This is a genomic window from Neobacillus pocheonensis (genome assembly GCF_050477905.1).
In the GTDB taxonomy this organism is placed as follows: domain Bacteria; phylum Bacillota; class Bacilli; order Bacillales; family Cytobacillaceae; genus Neobacillus; species Neobacillus pocheonensis_A.
Window position 1 is genome coordinate 1 of sequence record NZ_JBCNAD010000047.1, and the last position, 18942, is coordinate 18942.

Consider the following 18942-nt stretch of genomic DNA (forward strand, 5'->3'; position numbering starts at 1 on the left):
ATTCCCATTCCTGGAAAGCCGCTCATTCCCATTCCTGGTGAACCGCTCATTCCCATGCCTGGAAAGCCGCCCATTCCCATTCCTGGTGAACCGCTCATTCCCATGCCTGGTGAACCGCTCATTCCCATGCCTGGAAAGCCGCCCATTCCCATGCCTGGCGAACCGCTCATTCCCATTCCTGGCATACCGCTCATTCCCATTCCTGGTGAACCGCTCATTCCCATTCCTGGAAAGCCGCCCATTCCCATTCCTGGTGAACCGCCCATTCCCATTCCTGGAAAGCCGCCCATTCCCATTCCTGGTGAACCGCCCATTCCCATTCCTGGAAAGCCGCCCATTCCCATTCCTGGAAAGCCACTCATACCCATTCCTAATGTCATGTTTTCACCTACTTTCACTATACATACTATGTTTTTTCTAAAATTGGGAGCTTATTTTCCTGTAAAATTAGGCGGTTTTACTATTTGCTGATATATTACTTCTTCTACGTGACCGAAATGGCCTTCCAAGAATAATTACGGTCACGTAGCACCAGTCTACGTGACCCAAATCGCTTCCCAAGAGTAAATTCGGGCACGTAAAACCAGTCTACGTGACCCAAATCGCTTCCCAAGAGTAAACTCGGGCACTTAAAACCCGTCTACGTGCCCCAAATCGCTTCCCAAGAGTAAACTCGGGCACTTAAAACCAGTCTAAGAGACCAAACAGTTTTCTAAATGTAAATTCGGGCACGTAGCGTACCCTTCTAATCTATCGGTCACTTTCGCGTGTTTGTCCGTTAAATCTCCCTATGCCTCCTCAGCCCTAGTACCTTTTTTTAAAAGAACCCTTATTACTAATAAGGTCAAGATGACTGCTGCAACCAAATAAATCACTAGCGCAGTCACATCTGAGCGGAGAATTTGATCATCCCCTGTTGAAATAATCGCCCTGAAGCCTTGGACAGTATAGGACATTGGCAAAAGCGAATGCATCGTTTGTAAAAATTTTGGTGTCAACTCAATCGGAAATGTCCCAGCACTCGAGGTTAACTGCAAGACTAACAAAACAATCGCTAAAAATCTGCCGGCATTATCCAAAGCGATAACCAGTAATAAAATAATTGACATAAACATCAAACTTGAAAGAAAGGTAAATAGATATAAATAACCCTGGTTCACTGGCTCCAAGCCAATTAAGTTTATTAAAAAGAGATTAGTAATAACGCTGTGAAAAATGGAAACAAAAGCCAGCAACACCCATTTGGATAAAAACCAGGCAAGTGCTGATGGAGGCCTGCTACTTGTTGCCCGCAAAGGAAGTATCGTAGATAGCAGCAATGCCCCAACAAACAAACTTAGCGAAAGAAAATAAGGTGCCAGCCCGGTTCCATAGTTTGGCACACTATGCACTAATTCCTCTTTTAATCTAACAGGATTGGACATCATCTCATAAATCGGTTGCCCTGAACGAATATCTTGAATTTGTTTGGCACCCGCTGCCAATTTGTCCGTTAATTCCTTGCTGCCGGAAGCCAGGTCCACTTCCCCGTTTTTTAATGTTTGCAAATGACCTATCACACTATTCCAGCCGTTATAGACATCAGTTGCGCCAGAAGAAATCTTTGCTTGTGAGGTAGCTAGTTGCTGTGCTCCATTTGAAAGGTCCTGCATTTTTGTGGTAATTGCTGCTGAGCCAGCACTTAACGTTCCTGAACTTTGACTGGCTTTATTTAACCCTTGATTAAAGGAGGAAAAATTCGAATTTAATTTTTCTTGGCCTCCGTTTAAGCTGTGGCTGATTTGTATCATTTGCTGATAGGCAGAATCATTCGCAACTCCAGGATGACTATTTTCATATCCTTCCATTACTTGTCTCAATTGCTTAGAACCATTCGTAAGCGTCGCTATAGCGGAAGCGAATTGATCAGCATTGCTATTTAGTTGTCTTAATCCACCTTCCAAGCTACTCAAACCATTATTTACCTGGGTCATTCCTGACTGTATTTTTGCGGCGCCATTTGATAATTGTGCCGCTGCCGCGCTCAATTTTTGAGCACCAGACGATAACTGCCTTAAAGGTTCCACCTGTTTTTGCATTCCAGAGATGATTTCTCCAGTCCCTGTCGTTAATTTGTTCAATCCTTCAGTAATCTTACTTGACCCCTTACTTGCTTTGGCCATTCCCTCTCCAACCAATTTAATATTGTCAAAAATAACCTCGGCATAATTTTTACTGAGTTGCTGGGATAATTTTGCTCTTATTTTATCGACAGAGGTTCTGCCAATCTGGGATGCAATAAAATTGCTGCCCACATTCACCTTATAATATAGATTTAGCGGTGTTGGTTTTTGGGCTGTTAATGTCGTAGCCCGTTTAGAAAAATCACGCGGAATATAAATTTCAAAATAAAATTGATTATTTTTCAAGCCTCTATCAGCGTCTTTTTTCCTTACAAATTGCCATTTAAAACTCTTATCCGTCTTCAATTCTTTTACAAGGTCATCCCCAATCTTATATGTAGTGCCGTTATACTCAACCTTTTCATCTTCATTCACGACAGCGACTGGAAGTCTCTCTAAATGAGCGTATGGATCCCAGTTCGCCCATAAATACGTACCGCTATATAGGATGGGGACAAATAAAATCACGATCAATGCTACCATGAGCTTTGGATTCTTAAAAATATGGACCCATTCATGTTGTATCCAGGAAAACATATTCAACGAAAATACACCCTCTAAACTCATCTATTTCTTTCATTATTTGTATGAAATGGGAGATTTATGTGATTTGATAATTTGAAAAAGTGTGGGCGTAGAGAAGGAGTTATTGTCCTAAATCCAGAATATTAAAAACATCTATATTTTTCGAGAAGCGAAATAGGAATTAACAAGGGGTGTAATGAATGGATTGGCTAAACTCTCATAAAAGCAAGGATAATAGAATGATTCCCTATAATCATAAACTAGCGCCGCTAATGATTCGCAATCAATTACATTCTCTTATTCCAGAAGGCACACAGCATATCTACGTCATTGGAATTGGTTCAAATTTGATTAGCGGTGACAGCCTCGGGCCTTTTGTCGGAACCTTACTTTCTAATTTGTTTCCAGACCACTTAACAGTAATAGGAAACTTACAATCTCCAATGGATGCAAAATCCCTCGTACCAAATTATGCACGGCTCAGTCTGCCGGACAATAGCTTTGTCGTGGCTATTGATAGTGTACTTGGTTCGACTGGGTACGTGAATTCTATTGTGATTCGGGAGAGCTCTTTATTGCCTGGAATTGGGCTTGGTAATCAACTGCCTCCAATTGGTGATTGCAGCGTGATGGGAGTCGTTCTAGAAAATGATCCAACCCTACAGACTTCTCTTTTTTACACAAACCTTCATCTTATCTATACGATGGCAACTAATATTGCAAAAGGAATATCCCTAGCCATTCGGCAATATTTTAACTATCCTTCCAATCATCCCATCCTGCTCAACGGTTAAAAGGTCATCATTATGATGACCTTTTTATATCTTCAAAATGAATTACCAAAAAAATTTTTTCTTGAAAACGCAACCAATTTCCTTTCAAAATCCATTTATGAAAAAATTAGAGTATAATTGGAAAGTAATTAAAGCAAACAGGGGTAGTGTAAATTGGAAAAACAAAATAGCAGGTATCGTTGGGTGGTTTTTGGCACCGTATTATTTACTTATTTTTTAATTGTCAGTCAGAGGACTGCGCCGGGATTAATTTCCGATCAATTGATGAAAGATTTTAATATAACTGCAGCAACCATCGGATTGCTGGCCAGTGTTCAATTTTTGGCCTATGCTGGGTTGCAAATTCCGATTGGGATTCTCTCTGATCGTTTCGGTCCAAATATCTTTCTAATCGTTGGCGCGATTCTAAATGGGTTAGGAACCATCCTTTATAGCGTGGCTTCAAATGAGTATATCCTCTTCCTTGCCAGATTAATGGCAGGGATGGGCGATGCGACGATTTGGGTCAATCTCGTTTTAATCATGAGCCAATGGTTTAAAGTAAGAGAATTTGTCGGCTTACTGGGATTCGCCGGGATGGCAGGCAGCTTTGGTTTCTTAATGGCGACTATGCCATTTTCCGCTTGGATTACGTTATCAGGCTGGAGAACTCCATTTTTTATTACTGGAATTATTTTATGCTTATGTGGGTTACTCCTTTATGTTGTCCTCGTAAATAAACCTAAGAAAATGTTTAAGAACGCTGCTGTTAAGGCGAAAAAAGAGAAAAAACGAGAAAATACATTCGTTTTATTAAGAAGGATTTTTTCTGAACGTCAAGCCTGGGCCACCTTTTTATGCCACTTTGGTCTTGTCGGAACATACGTAGGGTTTATTGGATCATGGGCGGTACCTTATGGAATGCATGTTTATGGGATGAGCCGCTCCGATGCGAGCCAGCTCATCATGTTTGGTCTGATTGGAGCTATCATTGGTGCTCCGCTGACCGGTTGGATTTCAAGTAGGTTTGATATGATTAAAAAACCTTATATCATAGTGCATACCATTGTTTTTATCTGTTGGGTTGCCTTTCTTATATTTAACGGAAAACCATCCTATTATATGCTTGTGATTCTTTTCTTTATCATTGGTTATGGAAATGGTGCGAGTTCGTTGACTTTTGCAGTAGTACGTAAATCTTTTCCGATGAAAGATGTTGGCGTGATATCGGGGTTTGCTAACACAGGCGGATTTTTAAGTGCGGTGCTTTTGCCAAGTATTTTTGGCAAAGTGTTAGACCATTTTCATGCTGCCGACAGTACTGTAGGCTACCATTATGGGTTCATCATTCCTGTCCTATTCTCCATGGTTGGTTTGATTGGTGGTTTTCTCATAAAAGAACAGCGGCAGGAAGCAAAGCAGCCGAGTGAATTAATGGCATAGCGACCGAAAAAAATTTGAGACAGAAGGGTTTATATTGACGAATTTGGCAATAAACACAGATGACAAAAGAATACGTTTTTTGGTGACGTTAGTCACGGCATTGATAGGCGGACTAATTTTCACGGCTATTCACACCCCGATTCCATGGCTGCTAGGCCCGATGGCAGCCGTCCTGATTGGTTCTAGGTTTGGAAAAGTTCAATTTTACTGGCCAAGTTACATTCGGGACACTGGATTAATTATCGTTGGATATTCGATTGGTTTATCGTTCACAAAGGCTGCACTTTTGCAAATTCTAGCAAAACTTCCATCGATGCTGATATTAACGGTTCTGCTTGTGGCTTTTTGTGCAGGGATTGCCTTTGTTGTTTCCAAGCTTACTGGTGTAGATTATCCAACAATTCTAACTGGTAGTATTCCTGGAGGGCTTTCACAAATGATTACGTTTGCCGAGGAAGTCAAAGGAATTGATATCACAACGGTTACCTTTCTTCAGGTAGCTAGATTGTTGATGATTATCTTTTTTGTTCCCTTTCTTATATTGGGACCCTTTTATAAAGATGGAACGGCAGCTTCCGCTACAAATTTAGTCGATAAGACTATGACTTTCTCAGGCCCATTTTTTCCAACAATCCTATTGTTTGCCGGGATTTGTGTTCTTTGTGCTTTTCTTGGAAAAAAGCTTAAGTTCCCTACCCCATTTTTGTTGGGTCCTATCATTGGAACAGCGGTAATTAATATTTCTGGTCTTCATGGTCCATCCTTATCCCCAACGATTTTGGACATTTCCCAATTCATGATTGGCGGATACATTGGCTTGTTATTAAAGCCCGAAAAATTAGAGCATAAAACGAAAATGATTACGCTCGCCCTTATAAGCGGAATGGTGATGATTTTCGGCTCAATTGGATTAAGCCTGCTTCTGGTCAATTTCTATCACATTACTCCGTCAACGAGTTTTTTAAGCCTAGCACCAGGCGGCATGGATCAAATGGGAATCCTCGCACATGAAGTCCACGCAGACCTATCTATGGTAACGGGATATCAATTATTTAGGCTCTTATTTATCTATTTTGCAGTGCCTCCGATATTGAGGCTGTTTTTTAAAATTAGAAGAAAAGCGAAGGCGATTTAAAGCGGTGTTCCCTCTGGACACCGCTTTATTTCTTTATAGCTTTATAATGATTTATAATACAAAACTGTGGTGTGCAATTCCCCATTTGCAGACTTCGCAAAGTAAGGGATTCTCCCCGCTTCGATAAAACCCAATGATTGATAGAGTAAGTTGGACGGGTCTCCCTCTCTTGTATCTAAAACTAACAACGACCGCCCTTCTTGTATAGCCCGTTCCTCGGCTTTTTGCATTAAAGCTCGGCCTAACCCTCGCCGCCTAAAATTTGGATCCGTAATAAGTTTGGCGATATCTGCTCTATGTAATCCATTTTCTTTGGCGCATAAATGTAACTGGACACTACCGACGATATGCTTGTTTATTTTTGCAACAAATAAAATTACGCCAGGAGCTAGGACAGAGTTCCAATATTCTCGAGCAAATGATTGTTTCATTGGCGGAAGAAAGCCTACGGCTGCACCATCATCGACTACCTTCACCAATAGCTTTGAAAGCTCTTCAATTGATGCTTCAATGTCCTCCAAGACCTCAATATTCAATTCATAATTCATCATAAACACCTCCACTAAAATAATATCCTACTGTTCTCATTCGAACTACAACTATGTTAGATTTTCTTTCATTCAACTCCTAATCATATTCATATTAATTACCAGTTTAGACCATACTGAAAAAGACTATTTAAGATGAAGGATGAAGTCGATTGCATGTTGTTTTAGAGGCGGTATTACGTACGTGTGTGGCCTATTTTGTTTTAATGGTAGTGGCATTATGGATCGGAAAACAGGTTAACTCTCATACGAATTATTATAATTTTGCTTTAGCAATCACAATAGGATCTTTTATAGCTAACATGGGCTTTGATACCAACCTCCACTTCATGCCGATGATAGCTTCCTTTATTGCGCTCGTTTTAATCTATTTTTTCCTATCGCTTATATCTGCGAACAGCCGGCCATTTAGAAAATGGCTGTCTGGACAGCCGACGGTCATCATCGATAATGGAAAAATCCTAGATGGCAATATGAAAAAAGTAAGATATACGTTAGATGATTTAAACCAGCAGCTTCGGGAGCAAGGTATTTTTGATATTTTTGAGGTTGAATATGCACTATTAGAGGTGAGTGGAAAATTATCTGTGTTAAAGAAAACACAATATCAAAATGTAAGCAAAAAGGATATCTATCCTACTAATTTAAATGAAAACGTCATATTACCAAAAGAACTCATCATGGATGGCAAAGTGGTTGAAAAGAATTTTAACCACAATTTTTCCAAACAGTGGCTTGAACATGAATTGAAATTAAGAAACCTGCAGCCAGAGGCTATTCAATATGCCGTAATCTCCTCTAACGGCAGTTTATTTCTTGATCTTTACGATGATCATCTTAAATCACCATTAGACACAGAATAAAAAATGGCCGTCAATATTTGACAGCCATTTTTTTAACCTATTTTTTAAAAAGTAAACCTGCGGCCAGTTAACAATCTGAAGAGAGCAATAATTAATGCGATGCGAATCGCCAGTCTAACGACACGGCCTCTGATTCTAGTACGCAGAATAATGGTATCGCCACCGACATACTCTAGTGTTCCTGTATATGTTCCTTGATTAGTGACAACTTCTACTTCTTCCCCAACTAGCCTTTCCGCAAAGTTTCTAAAATTTTCCGAGCTCATCCTATCATCAACTCCTTTCATTTCTATTAAATGAACTTTTCATAGAAATGATTGGGTATTTATAGGACAACCTCTGATATATTTTTAAACATTAACCACATTGGTAGCTTCTTTAGACTGTAATACCTCTACTAGGTAGTCCACAGCCGTCAAATAGACAATCCCGTTCCCCTCTTGCTTTGGCGAATAGCCTAATGGCACGGTTCTCCTAATTAATTGGGCGTATAATTCGGGTTCTGATAGATTTCTTTCAAACATTTGGTTCGACAATGCTTTTACTAGAGCCAGCGCTCCTGAAACATGTGGAGTGGCCATTGACGTGCCGCTCAGTTTAGCATATTTACCCCTCAAATATGTCGACAGTATATTTTCACCAGGTGCCACAACATCCACTTCCTTATTGGAATTGCTGAAATTTGAGATATGGCGCTCAAGGTCAATGGCGCCTACACTAATGACTTCATTGTAAGATCCGGGATAATCGAATTCGTCTGTGGTGCCTTGTCCATCGCCTTCATTACCTGCCGCACAAACGACCAAAATATTATTCGCAACCGCTTTTTGAATCGCTTCGTGTAACTCGGGGACGTCCTCTGGTCCACCTAAGCTCATGGAGATAATGTCAGCCTTTTGTTCAATCGCGTAGTAGATTCCATTGATAATCCAGTCATATTGTCCAGAGCCATTTTTATCCAGGACCTTTACGATTAATAGACTCGCTTCAGGAGCAACACCCACTACTCCCTTCTGGTTAGCCGTTGCTGCGATCGTCCCGGCAACATGTGTCCCGTGACCATTGTAATCCATATACTTGTCCTTATTGCCTTTGTCATCATTTGTAAAATTGCGTCCACCCTTAATCCGTTCCTTCAAGTCGGGATGAGTTAAATCGCACCCAGTGTCTAGAATGGCAATGGTAATGCCCTTCCCTTTTGTTTTTTCCCAAATTTTCGGGGCTTGAATCATTTCGACCCCTTTTGGCACCTCGGCTACTTCTTCAACCTCTGCCAATACTTGGTACGGAATCAAGCGTACTTCTCGCTCCATCCTTTTCCCTCCTTAGAGATTTATTGAAGCCAACCCATGATGATAGTAATAGTTTAACAATTCTGAATCTACTAAAAAAAGATTCCTTCGAACTGTTTTTTTAATTTCCTCCTTCCAACTTTTATATAGGCTCAAAAAATAAATATGGATAGGGCCGTAAAGAATACGAAAAGAATTTTTAATCTAATTTAAATAATTTAGTAATCTACTAAATTTTTTTGTATGTTACATTGAATTTAGCATTTTATTAAGTTGAGGATATGAGTTGAGGACATGTTAAATGTGAAAGAAGTAACAGAATTACTTGGGGACGAAGGTATCACGAATAGTGAGCAGATGGTTATCCGCTGGATCCTCGAGGGAAAATTGAAAGCGAAAAGAACGGCACAATTAAACATTGACTACACGGTTAAACCCAATGATCTTGCTGTCTTTATTTTAGAAAAAAAGATGGATCAAAAGCGTAAAAAATTTGGTGTGGATTATCAGGATTGGGAGAAAACTTTTCAGGAAAACCAAAAATTGAAGGATGAGATTGATCAGTTAAAAAGCAGCATTCGCATCGAGCAGGCAAAAGTGCGCTCCTTGAAAAAAATGTTACAAGCTGAATATGCCATTTCTTTTTCTGAACCTGCGCCCATCAATTTTCACACGCTATTAGGATTAGAGGGGGCGGCTGAAAAAGAATTGGTCAAGAAAGAGTTTAAAAAATTACTTAAAGCCCTTCATCCAGATCGAGGCGGTGATGATCGACTATTCAAAGTGTTTTATGAACACTATGAAAATGTGAAAAAAAATTAATTTATACATAATATTTTTCTACAAATGTTCACGATATCTTATAGAATTCCGTCGATTTATGCAAAATTAGTACTATCTTTATAAAAATCTAGGGGTATATGTAGATAAGTTTTCTAAGGTGCATGCAGGAAAAACTAGGCTCTTTCCAAAAATAATAAAGTAGACATATCAGATGTCTTACAAATAAGTTGAAAGGTGGTCATTTGTCTTGGCTATGGAATTAACCCTACAACAAATTGTCGAAGGAATACCGAAGTCCGTATTAAATGCATCTGATAGAGATTTGGAAGGATTCCAAAATATCATCGACGAGACGATTAAATTAAGAGAAGCGCATAGAAACTTGCAGAAGTTGGTGAAAAACTTCTCTACGTCTACCATTCAGCGCACTTAATAACCAATATGTACGTTCGGAAGGTGAAGATCACCTTCCGTTTATTTTTTAAAAGAAAAAATTACCTAATAAATATTTTCTCTGCATTTGTATTAATTTTTCAACCATCCTATAAATGGAGGTGAAAAATTTGCCAAAAAATAATCCTATTGAGTATTCGGGGAAAGTTCTCGATCAAAGAAATAATTTGACCGGTCCTGATGATTCCGGAAAGACTGGCTATCCAAAAGCACCAAAGCACGTCGTAATTCAGGAGTCCAATCGAAAGGAGTGAAAAATCATGGATGGAAGGTATAATACAAACGATGATGCTACCGTAGAATTGAAAAAAGCATTAAGTAAAACATCACCGAGAAAAAACCCCAATATGAGCGATGCTGAGTATAAGATGAAGTTTCAAGGGAAGAAAAGCTAAGCTGAAACTATACTGAATGTACAAAGGGCAAGAATTCTCCTGCCCTTTTTTTGTGTAAAAGTATTTAGTTATTTGGGATAAAGAATCTCATCAATAATCCCGTATTCTTTAGCCTCTTCCGCACTCATGAAGTAATCCCGGTCGGTGTCCTTTGCTACTTTTTCAATTGACTGTCCTGTCCGATCTGAAATGATTTGATTAATATGCTCCCGTAGTTTGATGATTCGGCGGGCGGAGATTTCGATTTCGGTTGCTTGCCCTCTCGCGCCGCCCAATGGCTGATGAATCATAATTTCACTATTTGGAAGTGCGTAGCGTTTCCCCTTCGTCCCCGCGAGCAGAAGCATGGCACCGAATGAGGCGGCCATGCCTGTGCAAATTGTCCTTACATCCGCCTTAATATATTGCATCGTATCAAAGATCGCAAATCCCGCAGAAGTGGATCCGCCTGGGCTGTTGATATAAAGGGAAATTTCTTTTTCCGGAGCATCAGCCGCTAAAAATAATAACTGGGCAACCACACTATTGGCCACATGATCATTTATTTCATCACCAATGATGATGATTCTGTCCTTCAATAATCGTGAATAAATATCGTAGGAACGTTCGCCGCGGTTCGACTGTTCAATTACATATGGAATGGTACTCATTATTTTTTCCTCCTAAAAGCGTTTAATAGGCTATGCAGCCATGTAGAGAGTGCTTGAAGGAGTATTTGCTTGAAATGGTATTGGTGGGACATTTCTCATTTCGAGCTTCGGTTCGACATTGATGCCTTGTAACGTTGGAATAGCTTTAATTAGGACGGACGGATCTTCATTTTGTAATGAGTCTTTAAAAAGATTTGTAAGGAGTTCCTTTTCCTCCTCATTCCAAAATGTGTCGACCGAAAAGGATTGTTCTTCTCCTTTGTCTTTTTCTAAGCGCTTCTTCGCCCGGTGAAGATTGGATTTAACCGCCATTTCTGTAGTACCTAAAATGTCCGCTATTTCCTTAAGTTGATATTGAAACGCCTCTTTTAACAAAAAGATAACTGCTTGTTTTGGAGTAAATTGCTTTAGAAGCAGTTCCACGGTCTCATCGGTTCGACTAATTGATGTTTGACCATCAATTTCGGAATCAATTGTTTCATGCTTTCTTTTTCGAAGCATATCAATCCAATGATGATAAGCGATCTTATTTAATAAAGCTGAGGACATTTTTTGTTGATATTTTAATGCCTTTAGATAGGTTTCTTGTGCGATATCATCGCCATCCCAAGTATTTTGCGTCAGGAAGTGACAATAACGCTGCAGTTTTGGATAGTGTTCTTTCCAGAAGGGGTCATCGCCTTGTCTTGTATCTTCCAAGGGATTTGTTCTAAGCTTGTGTGACATGATTTTCACTCCTTTTGCACTCTCTACCCTATAAACGTTTTAAGTTGGTGAAAAGATACGGGGGGAGTTATTTTTTTATTTTTAATATATGTTGGTGAAAATTTATTATATAGGTTATTAACCTTTTGGATTATTTTCCATATTTTGTCTCATAATACCTACGGAGTATTTTTCCAAGAGGACATTCTTTTTTTAGCATTTGAATGGTGTGAACCCATATATTTATTCTACACCACTATTAAAGGGGGAATTGATTTTATGAATCAACAAACCTTAATAATGGATTTAGATGATACCCTCATCCACTGCAGCAAGTACTTTAAAGAGTCCAAAAGTTTATTTGCTGATCTGATGTTGGAATGGTTTCAGTTTACAACAACAAAAGAAGATATCCTCCAAAAACAGTTGGAGATTGATTTAAAGAATGTCGAAGAATTCGGCTTACATTCTTCCTTATATCCAGAATCACTTGTTTTAACCTATAAATATTTTTGTGTGAGATACGGTAGAAGAATTAATGAATCGGAAATGGAACAGGTTTTGAATATCGGTCAACGTGTATTTCAAATTGATGTCCAGCCATACCCTTATTTATATGAAGTATTAGAAAAATTAAAGGTGGATGGCCATAAATTGTGTTTATTTACGGGCGGCGATGAAAAGAACCAAAGAAGGAAAATTGACCAATTAGGGCTTGAACATTACTTTGAAGAACGTGTGTTTATTTATGAACACAAAAATTCTACTGCATTGCAATTTGTCTTGGATGAGATTGAAACCGATAAGAAATCAACTTGGATGATCGGTAATTCCCTTAAAACAGATATTAAACCTGCCATCGAACTAGGGATTAACGCGATTCATATCCCTTCTGAGATAGAATGGAGCTATAACATTGTGGATATTGAAATGGATCCTAACGGGACATTGGCAGAATTACAATCTTTGCTGCAACTTCCGGAATATTTACGGGATTATGCTTTTTATCAAGTTGCTAAATAAGAACCAAAACCTTGATTCAGTGATGAATCAAGGTTTTTCTTTCACATAAATTCCCGCATTGAAATTTGCCGGTCTTTAATTTTTTCATACAGCTTTTCAACCATTTCTCGACGTATTGCATCATCAAGGGTCATTTTCCGTTTAATGATAGTAATGGTTAAGAAAAAAATATTTAACGTCATTAAAGATTCCTCCTTTATTGAGCTTTTTCCGTTATCTAATGATTTTATTATATTGCAATCTAATTTCTAACGAATCGAGAATGGGAAGTATTTCTCCTCCATTCATGGTCTTAAATTGTCTCAAACTTTGGTCGTAGATTAATATATGATGGTTTTATTTAAAATGACTAGTCAGTTTATATTAAGGTTAAAAAAATTTTTGGGCCAGGTTCAGTAGTACTTTCAAACCTTTAAGATTGAGATACATATCTTTTATGCTCATTTTGAAAAGTCTAATCCCCCCTTTTAGCAAATAGACTGAATAGTCTATTTTAATTTTACCTAATCTTGGTATTTATTTCAAATAATATTACTCTGTTAATTTATTATTTATTTATTTTTATATTGATTTTGGTCTAAATTGGGATTAATTCTGTTGAAAAGAGATAAGCGCTCAAAAAACTTAATATTTTTAATAAATGTCGCTTTTTTAACCAATTTTCTACTGACAAAATTTGTGCCTTGTGTAGATATCGGCGAATTTTTTGAGTTTATCGGCGGATCCGAGGTATTTATCGGCGATTTTTTCATTTTATCGGCGAATCCGAGGTATTTATCGGCGAATTGAAAATCTCCCCCCTAAAGATAGTCCATGATCCACTCATTAAAAGCAAAAAAAAGACATGCACCAATACATCAAATGTATCGACGCTTGTCCATTAAAAAGCACATTAAAACGTCCGCGTGGCGTGGACAAAATACTTAAAATGTCTTTTTGCGGTGCCTGTCACCACTAATGTGTCACCACTAATGTCACCCACTAAAACCCTACAAGTAAATATATACTCTTTCCGGCCTGCCCACTGTTCCGTATGCAAGGTCTGCATGGATTTTGTCTTCGGCTACGAGGTGTTCGAGGTAGCGTCTGGCGGTAGTTCGACTGACCCCGATTTCTTTGGCGACGAGCTCGGCGGTTAGCCCGTGGCCCACTTTTTCGAGGACCTCTAGAACCTTATCGAGTGTAAGCGGATCAATCCCCTTTGGTAAGTACACCTTCTCTCCTGTTCCCCCGCCTCCCACTCCTTCAATTTCCTTCCGAAGCAGCCTGTCCACCTGCTGTTGGGAAAGATGGGTGTTTTCCTGACCTAATTGGACTAGCCTTGTATGATAGTCTTGATATCTTACTAACGATTGCTTAAAGCGTTCAAACACAACCGGCTTTATGATGTAATCAAACACACCAATACTGATCGCTTCCTGGACCATTTGAATCTCTTTTGTTGCTGTAATCATAATAACGTCTATTTGTTTCGATTGTTGTTTGGTTTCCTTCAGTAAATCAAGGCCGTTCATATCTGGAAAGTAAACATCCAGCAAGAGCAAATCCGGCTGCAGAATTTCGATTAATGTTTTTGCCTCAACATAACTTGCCGCAATCCCCACCGTTTGAAAGCCATCTAACTGTTCAAGAAACCTTTTTTGGATTTCAGCAATCCTCAAATCATCTTCAACAATTAACACTTCGATCTTTTTGTTCCCCTTCATGTACATCCCCCCTACCCCTGCTCTTTGGTATTACTACCGTGAAAATCGCACCTTCGCCTACAGTTGATGAAAATGTAACATACCCACCTAAATCGGTAATCGCTTTTTGTACTAAACTTAGGCCCAGTCCGGCGTTACTGTTCGTGTTTTTTGTCGTAAAGCCTGCCGAGAATATCTCGTCTTGGTGATGAGAATCAACTCCCATTCCATTATCTTCCACCTCGATAATTAGGTCTTTTCCTAGATCCGTTAAGAACAACGATACACGTTTTTCTTCTAAACCATTTTCCCTCACCGCTTCAAATGCATTATTAACTAAGTTTCCAATGATCGTCACTAATGAATCCCGATTAATGTCTATAGGTATATCTTTAAAACTGCTCTCCCGGTCAATTGAAAGATTAATTTTCAACTCGCTCGCTAAACTAACCTTACCCAAGATAAATCCAGCAATAATTGGATCAGGAATCTCCTTCATTAAAAATTGAATGAAACCTTGAGCAACATCCACCTCTCTTGAGATAAAATCGATTGCTTCTTTATAAGAACCAAGCTGGATTAATCCAAGTAAGGTGTAAAGCCGGTTGGAATATTCATGCGTTTGAGCCCGCAGACCCTCCGCGTAAGCTTTTACATGCGATAATTCCTGAAGAAGTGCAGAAAGCTCAGACTTGTTCCTAAAGCTAGCTACTGCTCCAACCACCATCCCTTTTTTATTAAAAATAGGGATGCGATTGGCCAAAAAGACGTCTCCAAAAATTAAAATTTCCTGATCATATTCAGCCTTACCTGTTTTAACAACCTCATAAAGCTTGGTATTTTCCAATACCTCTTCGATTCTTTTTCCTCGCAGGAGTACTTCATTCGGAACATTCAGAATCTTATGTGCAGTCTCATTCACGACCGTGATTCGTCCATTGGTATCAATCGCGATGATTGCTTCATGTATAGACTCTAGTATTGCATGCTTCTCTTGATACATCCAGGCAATTTCCCTTGGTTCTAGTCCAAAAATTGCTCGTTTAATATTTAAAGAGATTAACAGTGCAGCAGTTAACCCTCCTACTAATATAATCAAGGTCGCTACAAAAATTTTCCGTTGGATTTTCGAAACTTCTTTTTGGATATCTGTCTGAAGGTATCCAACTGACACGACCCCAATAACCTGATTGTCACTAAAAATGGGAGCTTTTCCTCTTAAAGAAGGCCCCAGTGTCCCGGTCGATTCAGAAATGACCGATTTCCCTTTAAAGACTCTATCGTTATCTCCTCCAACCATTTTTTGGCCTAATCGGTTGGGATTGGGGTGAGAGTACCGGATTTCATCTCGGTTCCCAAGGACGATAAACTCAGCACCTACCTGTTGCCGAATTTTCTCAGCAATGGGCTGAATAATGGCGGATGGATTATCCGTTCGAAACGCTGCTTGAATCTCAGGCATATTGGCAATCGATTGAGCGACTGATAAGGCTTTTGACCCAATTTCATGCTTCAGATTGGTTTCCATAATATTTTTAAAAGTAAATTCAATAATCGTTCCCATCACAATAATAAGAATGGAGATTCCGAGCATTAACTTCGTATGTAACCGCATGCAAACACCTCTTACTCTATCATATTAAAAAAATCTCATATTAAAAAGAGGACAAATTAAATAAAACAGCCCGTTCATCATTTTTTTCGGGCTGTTTTCTCAATTATAAGGTAAATTCTATTAATTGTTGCCTAGTCCTAGCTATTTTTCCAACATTTTGCTGGTACTCTTTTAAGCACTTTTCTAAACTGAACTTACGATCTTCTGTCATTCTTTTTACCTCTAACGGATTGGGTCCTCCCTGGATCCGTCTTACCTCGACAAAGTGCTCAGATGAGATGATTTTTTTCCATTCTTCCTCACTAAGAGTTACATCAGCCATATCCTTGATCATTGAGTTAATATCTTCAACCTTCCAATCATATAATTCCTTTTGCGTTTGAATCGTTTTCTTAGAAATAGTACTTGCAATCGAATGAGCTTTTCTAAAGGGAATTTCGTAGTTTCTGGTCAAAGTGTCGGCGAGTTCTGTGATCGTGATACAGGATTTCTGAGACATAACCTTTAAATACTCCTCGTTTACTTTTAGTGTCTTCACTACAGCATACATGATTTTCATCACGCGGTTAGCTTTTGCAAATGCCCGATATAGATGTGGCTGTAGGTCATCCTCGGTATCCACAATATCACCGAACGGAGTATTATGAATCATTTGAATGGCTGCAAGAGCATCACCATAAGAACTGCTTGCAAGTGCACGTGAATGTTCCACCGAAACAGGATTCCGTTTCTGAGGCATAATGCTGCTAATTTGTACGTAGGCATCCGCTACGATAAATGATCCGAATTCTCTCGAGACATGGAGCAGAAAATCTTGAATCCATCTTCCAGTATTCACCATACATGTCATTAAAGTGGTTGCTGCCTCAATTAAATAATCGGCCCCTGCAATCGAGTCATACGAGTTTTCTATTATTTTATCAAATCCTAATAATTCACAGGTACGAGTGCGGCTGATTGGGAAACCTGTCGTCGATAAGGCTGCAGCCCCTAATGGCGATTGATTAACCGTTTCATATGCCGACCATACTCGTTGGATGTCCCGCATCAATACATCATATATTGCTAAAAAATAATGACCTAAAGTTGTTGGCTGTGCCGGTTGTGTATGGGTATAGGCAGTCATATAGGTTTCCTTATGCTGTTCAGCCTTCTCTAGTAAGCCCTCACCTAATTGATAGCAGTTGCCAAGCAGCTGTAAAAGATGCTCCCTCAGCACTATGCGGTACATGGCCACCCCCATATCGTTTCGACTTCGCCCCATATGAATTTTTCCGGCAAGTTCTTCACCGATTTCCACCGCTATTTTAGCTTCCATCATGAAAAATAAATCTTCAAATTGGGGGTCGTAGGTTAAGAAAGCAGTATCTGTTTTGGCCGCCTTGTTAATCCCTTCAAGCATTCTTTTAGCATCGTCTCTTTTAATGATTTTTTGTTCCTCGAGCATAATCACATGGGCGCGGTGGATATCGAACATGACGTGAAATAAATAATCCCTTTGATCATTAAAAACTGGTTTTAACAGCTCTTCCACATAAGTCTTTCCCGGAAAAATCTGTCCTTCCTTTTTGATAAATTCGTTGTCCATGCTTTCCACTCCGATTATGACTAAGATTTTTCTTTATATATTTATACGAATGAAATTTTTTAAAGTGAATGGATAAAAAATTCTTTCGACCCACGAAATAAGGTACTATAATAGTCAAATGAAATTTAACATAAATGGTATTTCAGAAGGGCGTGTCAATTTATATGTCGGGGAGTAATCAAAAAACTCTATTAAGCTTGTTTTTAGTTTCGGTTTTGTGGGGTTGTAACTATCCTGTCAGTGCTTATTTACTTCAAGGATTTTCCCCAGTCTTTTTGTCGACCGTAAGGATTTGTTCTACCTCAATTTTTCTCATTATCCTTGCCTTCGTCTTTAAAGGAATGAAGAGGCCAACCAGACAAGAATGGAAATATCTGATTGGTGTCGGAGTTTTTGGGACTCTCCCTAACCAAACTTTTTATTTTACAGGTCTGAAGCATACAACACCGGCTAATGCCTCGTTAATCCTTGCGCTCTCACCTATAGCTACCATTCTATTAGAGCGGTTTATTTTTAAAATAAAATTAACACTAAAAAAGGCCTCAGGTGCACTTATTAGTTTGTTAGGTGTGTTTTCGATTATTGGGGTTGGAAAAGGTTCTTTAGGAATTTCATGGGGCGATTTCAATATTGTCATCGCGATGCTCTGCCTTTGTATCAGTCTATTATTTATTCGCGGATTATCGAAAACGATGAATTCTTTAGTCATTACCATTTATGCAACTGTCCTAGGCAGCGTCCTAATGATTCCTGCAGCAGGCGTGGAAGGAATGGTTAGCGGCTCAGTCATAAGCCATTCTATATTTATGTGGCTCTTACTAATTTGCGCAGGGATTCTTGCACAGGGTGTGGCAGGTTTTTGGTGGAATAAAGGCGTTGCCAAGGCTGGGGCAGGAACTGCTTCTATGTTCATGAATATTCAGCCATTTGTCGCCATCATCGCTTCCCATTTTATTTTAGGGAACCCGATTTTAGTGAGCCAAATTATTGGAGGGATCCTTGTTTTATCAGGGGTGTATATTGCTAATTTACCTAGCGCTAAGCCAATTCTTAGAACTGAAACCAAATATTTGGCTTAACTTTTCATTATCTCAAATAAAAATGAAATTTTTTCTTCCCTTGAACAATCTTTATCCAAAGAGCATATCCTAACAATAGGTGATACACCAAAAAAAGACCGTGACGTGGACGGTCCGGTCTTAAAAAACGTTAGAAGTGTATGATTAATCCATCCGAGTCGCCAAACACAGGGTGGATTTTTCTTTTTGTTTCTCCAAAATCAATTAGCATCTTAACTCTCCTTT

21 protein-coding genes are annotated in these 18942 nt (G+C 39.1%); 10 read left to right on the plus strand and 11 right to left on the minus strand.

Annotated elements, in window-relative coordinates; translation table 11 throughout:
• Both ABES02_RS23955 and ABES02_RS23960 read right to left on the minus strand, forming a co-directional pair.
• Positions 1 to 380 (minus strand): hypothetical protein (locus tag ABES02_RS23955; RefSeq protein ID WP_430140251.1); only part of this gene is annotated, 380 nt, incomplete at its 3' end.
• A gap of 408 nt (positions 381 to 788) precedes the next feature.
• Positions 789 to 2699 carry a YhgE/Pip family protein gene (locus tag ABES02_RS23960; protein WP_430140404.1) on the minus strand — a complete coding sequence of 637 codons (1911 nt, stop codon included), beginning with the start codon at positions 2697 to 2699 and terminating at the stop codon, positions 789 to 791.
• Positions 2700 to 2887: 188 nt separating this feature from the next.
• Between ABES02_RS23960 and yyaC the strand changes: the two genes are divergently transcribed.
• The 3 genes from yyaC to ABES02_RS23975 all read left to right on the plus strand — a co-directional run bounded on the left by yyaC (position 2888) and on the right by ABES02_RS23975 (position 6038).
• The gene (gene yyaC, locus ABES02_RS23965; protein WP_430140253.1) at positions 2888 to 3481 is read left to right on the plus strand and encodes a spore protease YyaC; all 594 of its coding nucleotides are present in this window, start codon (positions 2888 to 2890) and stop codon (positions 3479 to 3481) included.
• Positions 3482 to 3634: 153 nt separating this feature from the next.
• On the plus strand, positions 3635 to 4903 hold the full coding sequence (locus ABES02_RS23970; RefSeq protein WP_430140255.1) for an MFS transporter: 1269 nt from the start codon (positions 3635 to 3637) through the stop codon (positions 4901 to 4903).
• A gap of 34 nt (positions 4904 to 4937) precedes the next feature.
• On the plus strand, positions 4938 to 6038 hold the full coding sequence (locus ABES02_RS23975) for an AbrB family transcriptional regulator (protein WP_430140257.1): 1101 nt from the start codon (positions 4938 to 4940) through the stop codon (positions 6036 to 6038).
• Positions 6039 to 6079: 41 nt separating this feature from the next.
• On the opposite strand, the gene ABES02_RS23980 is transcribed toward ABES02_RS23975, so the two are convergent.
• The gene (locus tag ABES02_RS23980) at positions 6080 to 6586 is read right to left on the minus strand and encodes an N-acetyltransferase family protein (RefSeq protein WP_430140259.1); all 507 of its coding nucleotides are present in this window, start codon (positions 6584 to 6586) and stop codon (positions 6080 to 6082) included.
• Between the two features lie 152 nt (positions 6587 to 6738).
• On the opposite strand from ABES02_RS23980, the gene ABES02_RS23985 reads away from it, so the two are divergent.
• A complete protein-coding gene (locus tag ABES02_RS23985) occupies positions 6739 to 7449 on the plus strand; it encodes a DUF421 domain-containing protein (protein ID WP_430140261.1) in 711 nt (236 codons plus the stop codon).
• A gap of 44 nt (positions 7450 to 7493) precedes the next feature.
• Here the strand turns inward: ABES02_RS23985 and ABES02_RS23990 are convergent, their stop codons facing one another.
• Together ABES02_RS23990 and ABES02_RS23995 are read right to left on the minus strand one after the other, a co-directional pair.
• The gene (locus ABES02_RS23990; protein ID WP_430140263.1) at positions 7494 to 7715 is read right to left on the minus strand and encodes a hypothetical protein; all 222 of its coding nucleotides are present in this window, start codon (positions 7713 to 7715) and stop codon (positions 7494 to 7496) included.
• An 84-nt stretch (positions 7716 to 7799) separates the two neighbouring features.
• Positions 7800 to 8762, minus strand: a complete 963-nt coding sequence (locus tag ABES02_RS23995) for a S8 family peptidase (RefSeq protein ID WP_430140265.1) — start codon at positions 8760 to 8762, stop codon at positions 7800 to 7802.
• 273 nt (positions 8763 to 9035) lie between these two features.
• On the opposite strand from ABES02_RS23995, the gene ABES02_RS24000 reads away from it, so the two are divergent.
• The 4 genes from ABES02_RS24000 (at position 9036) to ABES02_RS24015 (ending at position 10372) form a co-directional block, all read left to right on the plus strand.
• Positions 9036 to 9563, plus strand: a complete 528-nt coding sequence (locus tag ABES02_RS24000; RefSeq protein ID WP_430140267.1) for a J domain-containing protein — start codon at positions 9036 to 9038, stop codon at positions 9561 to 9563.
• A gap of 208 nt (positions 9564 to 9771) precedes the next feature.
• The gene (locus ABES02_RS24005; RefSeq protein ID WP_430140269.1) at positions 9772 to 9957 is read left to right on the plus strand and encodes a hypothetical protein; all 186 of its coding nucleotides are present in this window, start codon (positions 9772 to 9774) and stop codon (positions 9955 to 9957) included.
• Between the two features lie 130 nt (positions 9958 to 10087).
• Positions 10088 to 10231: a hypothetical protein gene (locus tag ABES02_RS24010; RefSeq protein WP_430140270.1), complete on the plus strand. Its 144-nt coding sequence runs from the start codon at positions 10088 to 10090 to the stop codon at positions 10229 to 10231.
• A 6-nt stretch (positions 10232 to 10237) separates the two neighbouring features.
• Complete coding sequence (locus ABES02_RS24015) at positions 10238 to 10372, plus strand: hypothetical protein (protein WP_430140272.1); 135 nt, start codon at positions 10238 to 10240, stop codon at positions 10370 to 10372.
• Between the two features lie 68 nt (positions 10373 to 10440).
• Here the strand turns inward: ABES02_RS24015 and clpP are convergent, their stop codons facing one another.
• Positions 10441 to 11022: an ATP-dependent Clp endopeptidase proteolytic subunit ClpP gene (clpP, locus tag ABES02_RS24020; protein ID WP_430140273.1), complete on the minus strand. Its 582-nt coding sequence runs from the start codon at positions 11020 to 11022 to the stop codon at positions 10441 to 10443.
• Positions 11023 to 11052: 30 nt separating this feature from the next.
• Complete coding sequence (locus tag ABES02_RS24025; protein WP_430140274.1) at positions 11053 to 11748, minus strand: sigma-70 family RNA polymerase sigma factor; 696 nt, start codon at positions 11746 to 11748, stop codon at positions 11053 to 11055.
• Between the two features lie 258 nt (positions 11749 to 12006).
• On the opposite strand from ABES02_RS24025, the gene ABES02_RS24030 reads away from it, so the two are divergent.
• Positions 12007 to 12750: an HAD family hydrolase gene (locus ABES02_RS24030; RefSeq protein WP_430140276.1), complete on the plus strand. Its 744-nt coding sequence runs from the start codon at positions 12007 to 12009 to the stop codon at positions 12748 to 12750.
• A 41-nt stretch (positions 12751 to 12791) separates the two neighbouring features.
• Here ABES02_RS24030 and ABES02_RS24035 read toward each other — a convergent pair whose 3' ends face one another.
• From ABES02_RS24035 to argH, 4 genes are all read right to left on the minus strand, one after another.
• Complete coding sequence (locus tag ABES02_RS24035; protein ID WP_430140277.1) at positions 12792 to 12932, minus strand: YrzI family small protein; 141 nt, start codon at positions 12930 to 12932, stop codon at positions 12792 to 12794.
• Positions 12933 to 13739: 807 nt separating this feature from the next.
• On the minus strand, positions 13740 to 14456 hold the full coding sequence (locus ABES02_RS24040; RefSeq protein WP_430140279.1) for a response regulator: 717 nt from the start codon (positions 14454 to 14456) through the stop codon (positions 13740 to 13742).
• A complete protein-coding gene (locus ABES02_RS24045) occupies positions 14419 to 16050 on the minus strand; it encodes an ATP-binding protein (protein WP_430140281.1) in 1632 nt (543 codons plus the stop codon). Before ABES02_RS24045 ends, ABES02_RS24040 begins: the two co-directional genes overlap by 38 nt.
• 103 nt (positions 16051 to 16153) lie before the next feature.
• Complete coding sequence (gene argH, locus ABES02_RS24050; protein WP_430140282.1) at positions 16154 to 17647, minus strand: argininosuccinate lyase; 1494 nt, start codon at positions 17645 to 17647, stop codon at positions 16154 to 16156.
• 155 nt (positions 17648 to 17802) lie between these two features.
• Here argH and ABES02_RS24055 point away from each other — a divergent pair, with 155 nt between their 5' ends.
• Positions 17803 to 18717 carry a DMT family transporter gene (locus tag ABES02_RS24055; RefSeq protein ID WP_430140283.1) on the plus strand — a complete coding sequence of 305 codons (915 nt, stop codon included), beginning with the start codon at positions 17803 to 17805 and terminating at the stop codon, positions 18715 to 18717.
• Positions 18718 to 18942: the final 225 nt, after the last annotated feature.

Coding starts and splice junctions, on each gene's coding strand:
- ABES02_RS23960 (WP_430140404.1), bottom strand. CDS start 2,699: ATGTTTTCCTGGATACAACATGAATGGGTCCATATTTTTAAGAATCCA.
- yyaC (WP_430140253.1), top strand. CDS start 2,888: ATGGATTGGCTAAACTCTCATAAAAGCAAGGATAATAGAATGATTCCC.
- ABES02_RS23980 (WP_430140259.1), bottom strand. CDS start 6,586: ATGAATTATGAATTGAATATTGAGGTCTTGGAGGACATTGAAGCATCA.
- ABES02_RS23990 (WP_430140263.1), bottom strand. CDS start 7,715: ATGAGCTCGGAAAATTTTAGAAACTTTGCGGAAAGGCTAGTTGGGGAA.
- ABES02_RS23995 (WP_430140265.1), bottom strand. CDS start 8,762: ATGGAGCGAGAAGTACGCTTGATTCCGTACCAAGTATTGGCAGAGGTT.
- ABES02_RS24000 (WP_430140267.1), top strand. CDS start 9,036: ATGTTAAATGTGAAAGAAGTAACAGAATTACTTGGGGACGAAGGTATC.
- ABES02_RS24015 (WP_430140272.1), top strand. CDS start 10,238: ATGGATGGAAGGTATAATACAAACGATGATGCTACCGTAGAATTGAAA.
- clpP (WP_430140273.1), bottom strand. CDS start 11,022: ATGAGTACCATTCCATATGTAATTGAACAGTCGAACCGCGGCGAACGT.
- ABES02_RS24025 (WP_430140274.1), bottom strand. CDS start 11,748: ATGTCACACAAGCTTAGAACAAATCCCTTGGAAGATACAAGACAAGGC.
- ABES02_RS24030 (WP_430140276.1), top strand. CDS start 12,007: ATGAATCAACAAACCTTAATAATGGATTTAGATGATACCCTCATCCAC.
- ABES02_RS24035 (WP_430140277.1), bottom strand. CDS start 12,932: ATGACGTTAAATATTTTTTTCTTAACCATTACTATCATTAAACGGAAA.
- ABES02_RS24040 (WP_430140279.1), bottom strand. CDS start 14,456: ATGAAGGGGAACAAAAAGATCGAAGTGTTAATTGTTGAAGATGATTTG.
- ABES02_RS24045 (WP_430140281.1), bottom strand. CDS start 16,050: ATGCGGTTACATACGAAGTTAATGCTCGGAATCTCCATTCTTATTATT.
- ABES02_RS24055 (WP_430140283.1), top strand. CDS start 17,803: ATGTCGGGGAGTAATCAAAAAACTCTATTAAGCTTGTTTTTAGTTTCG.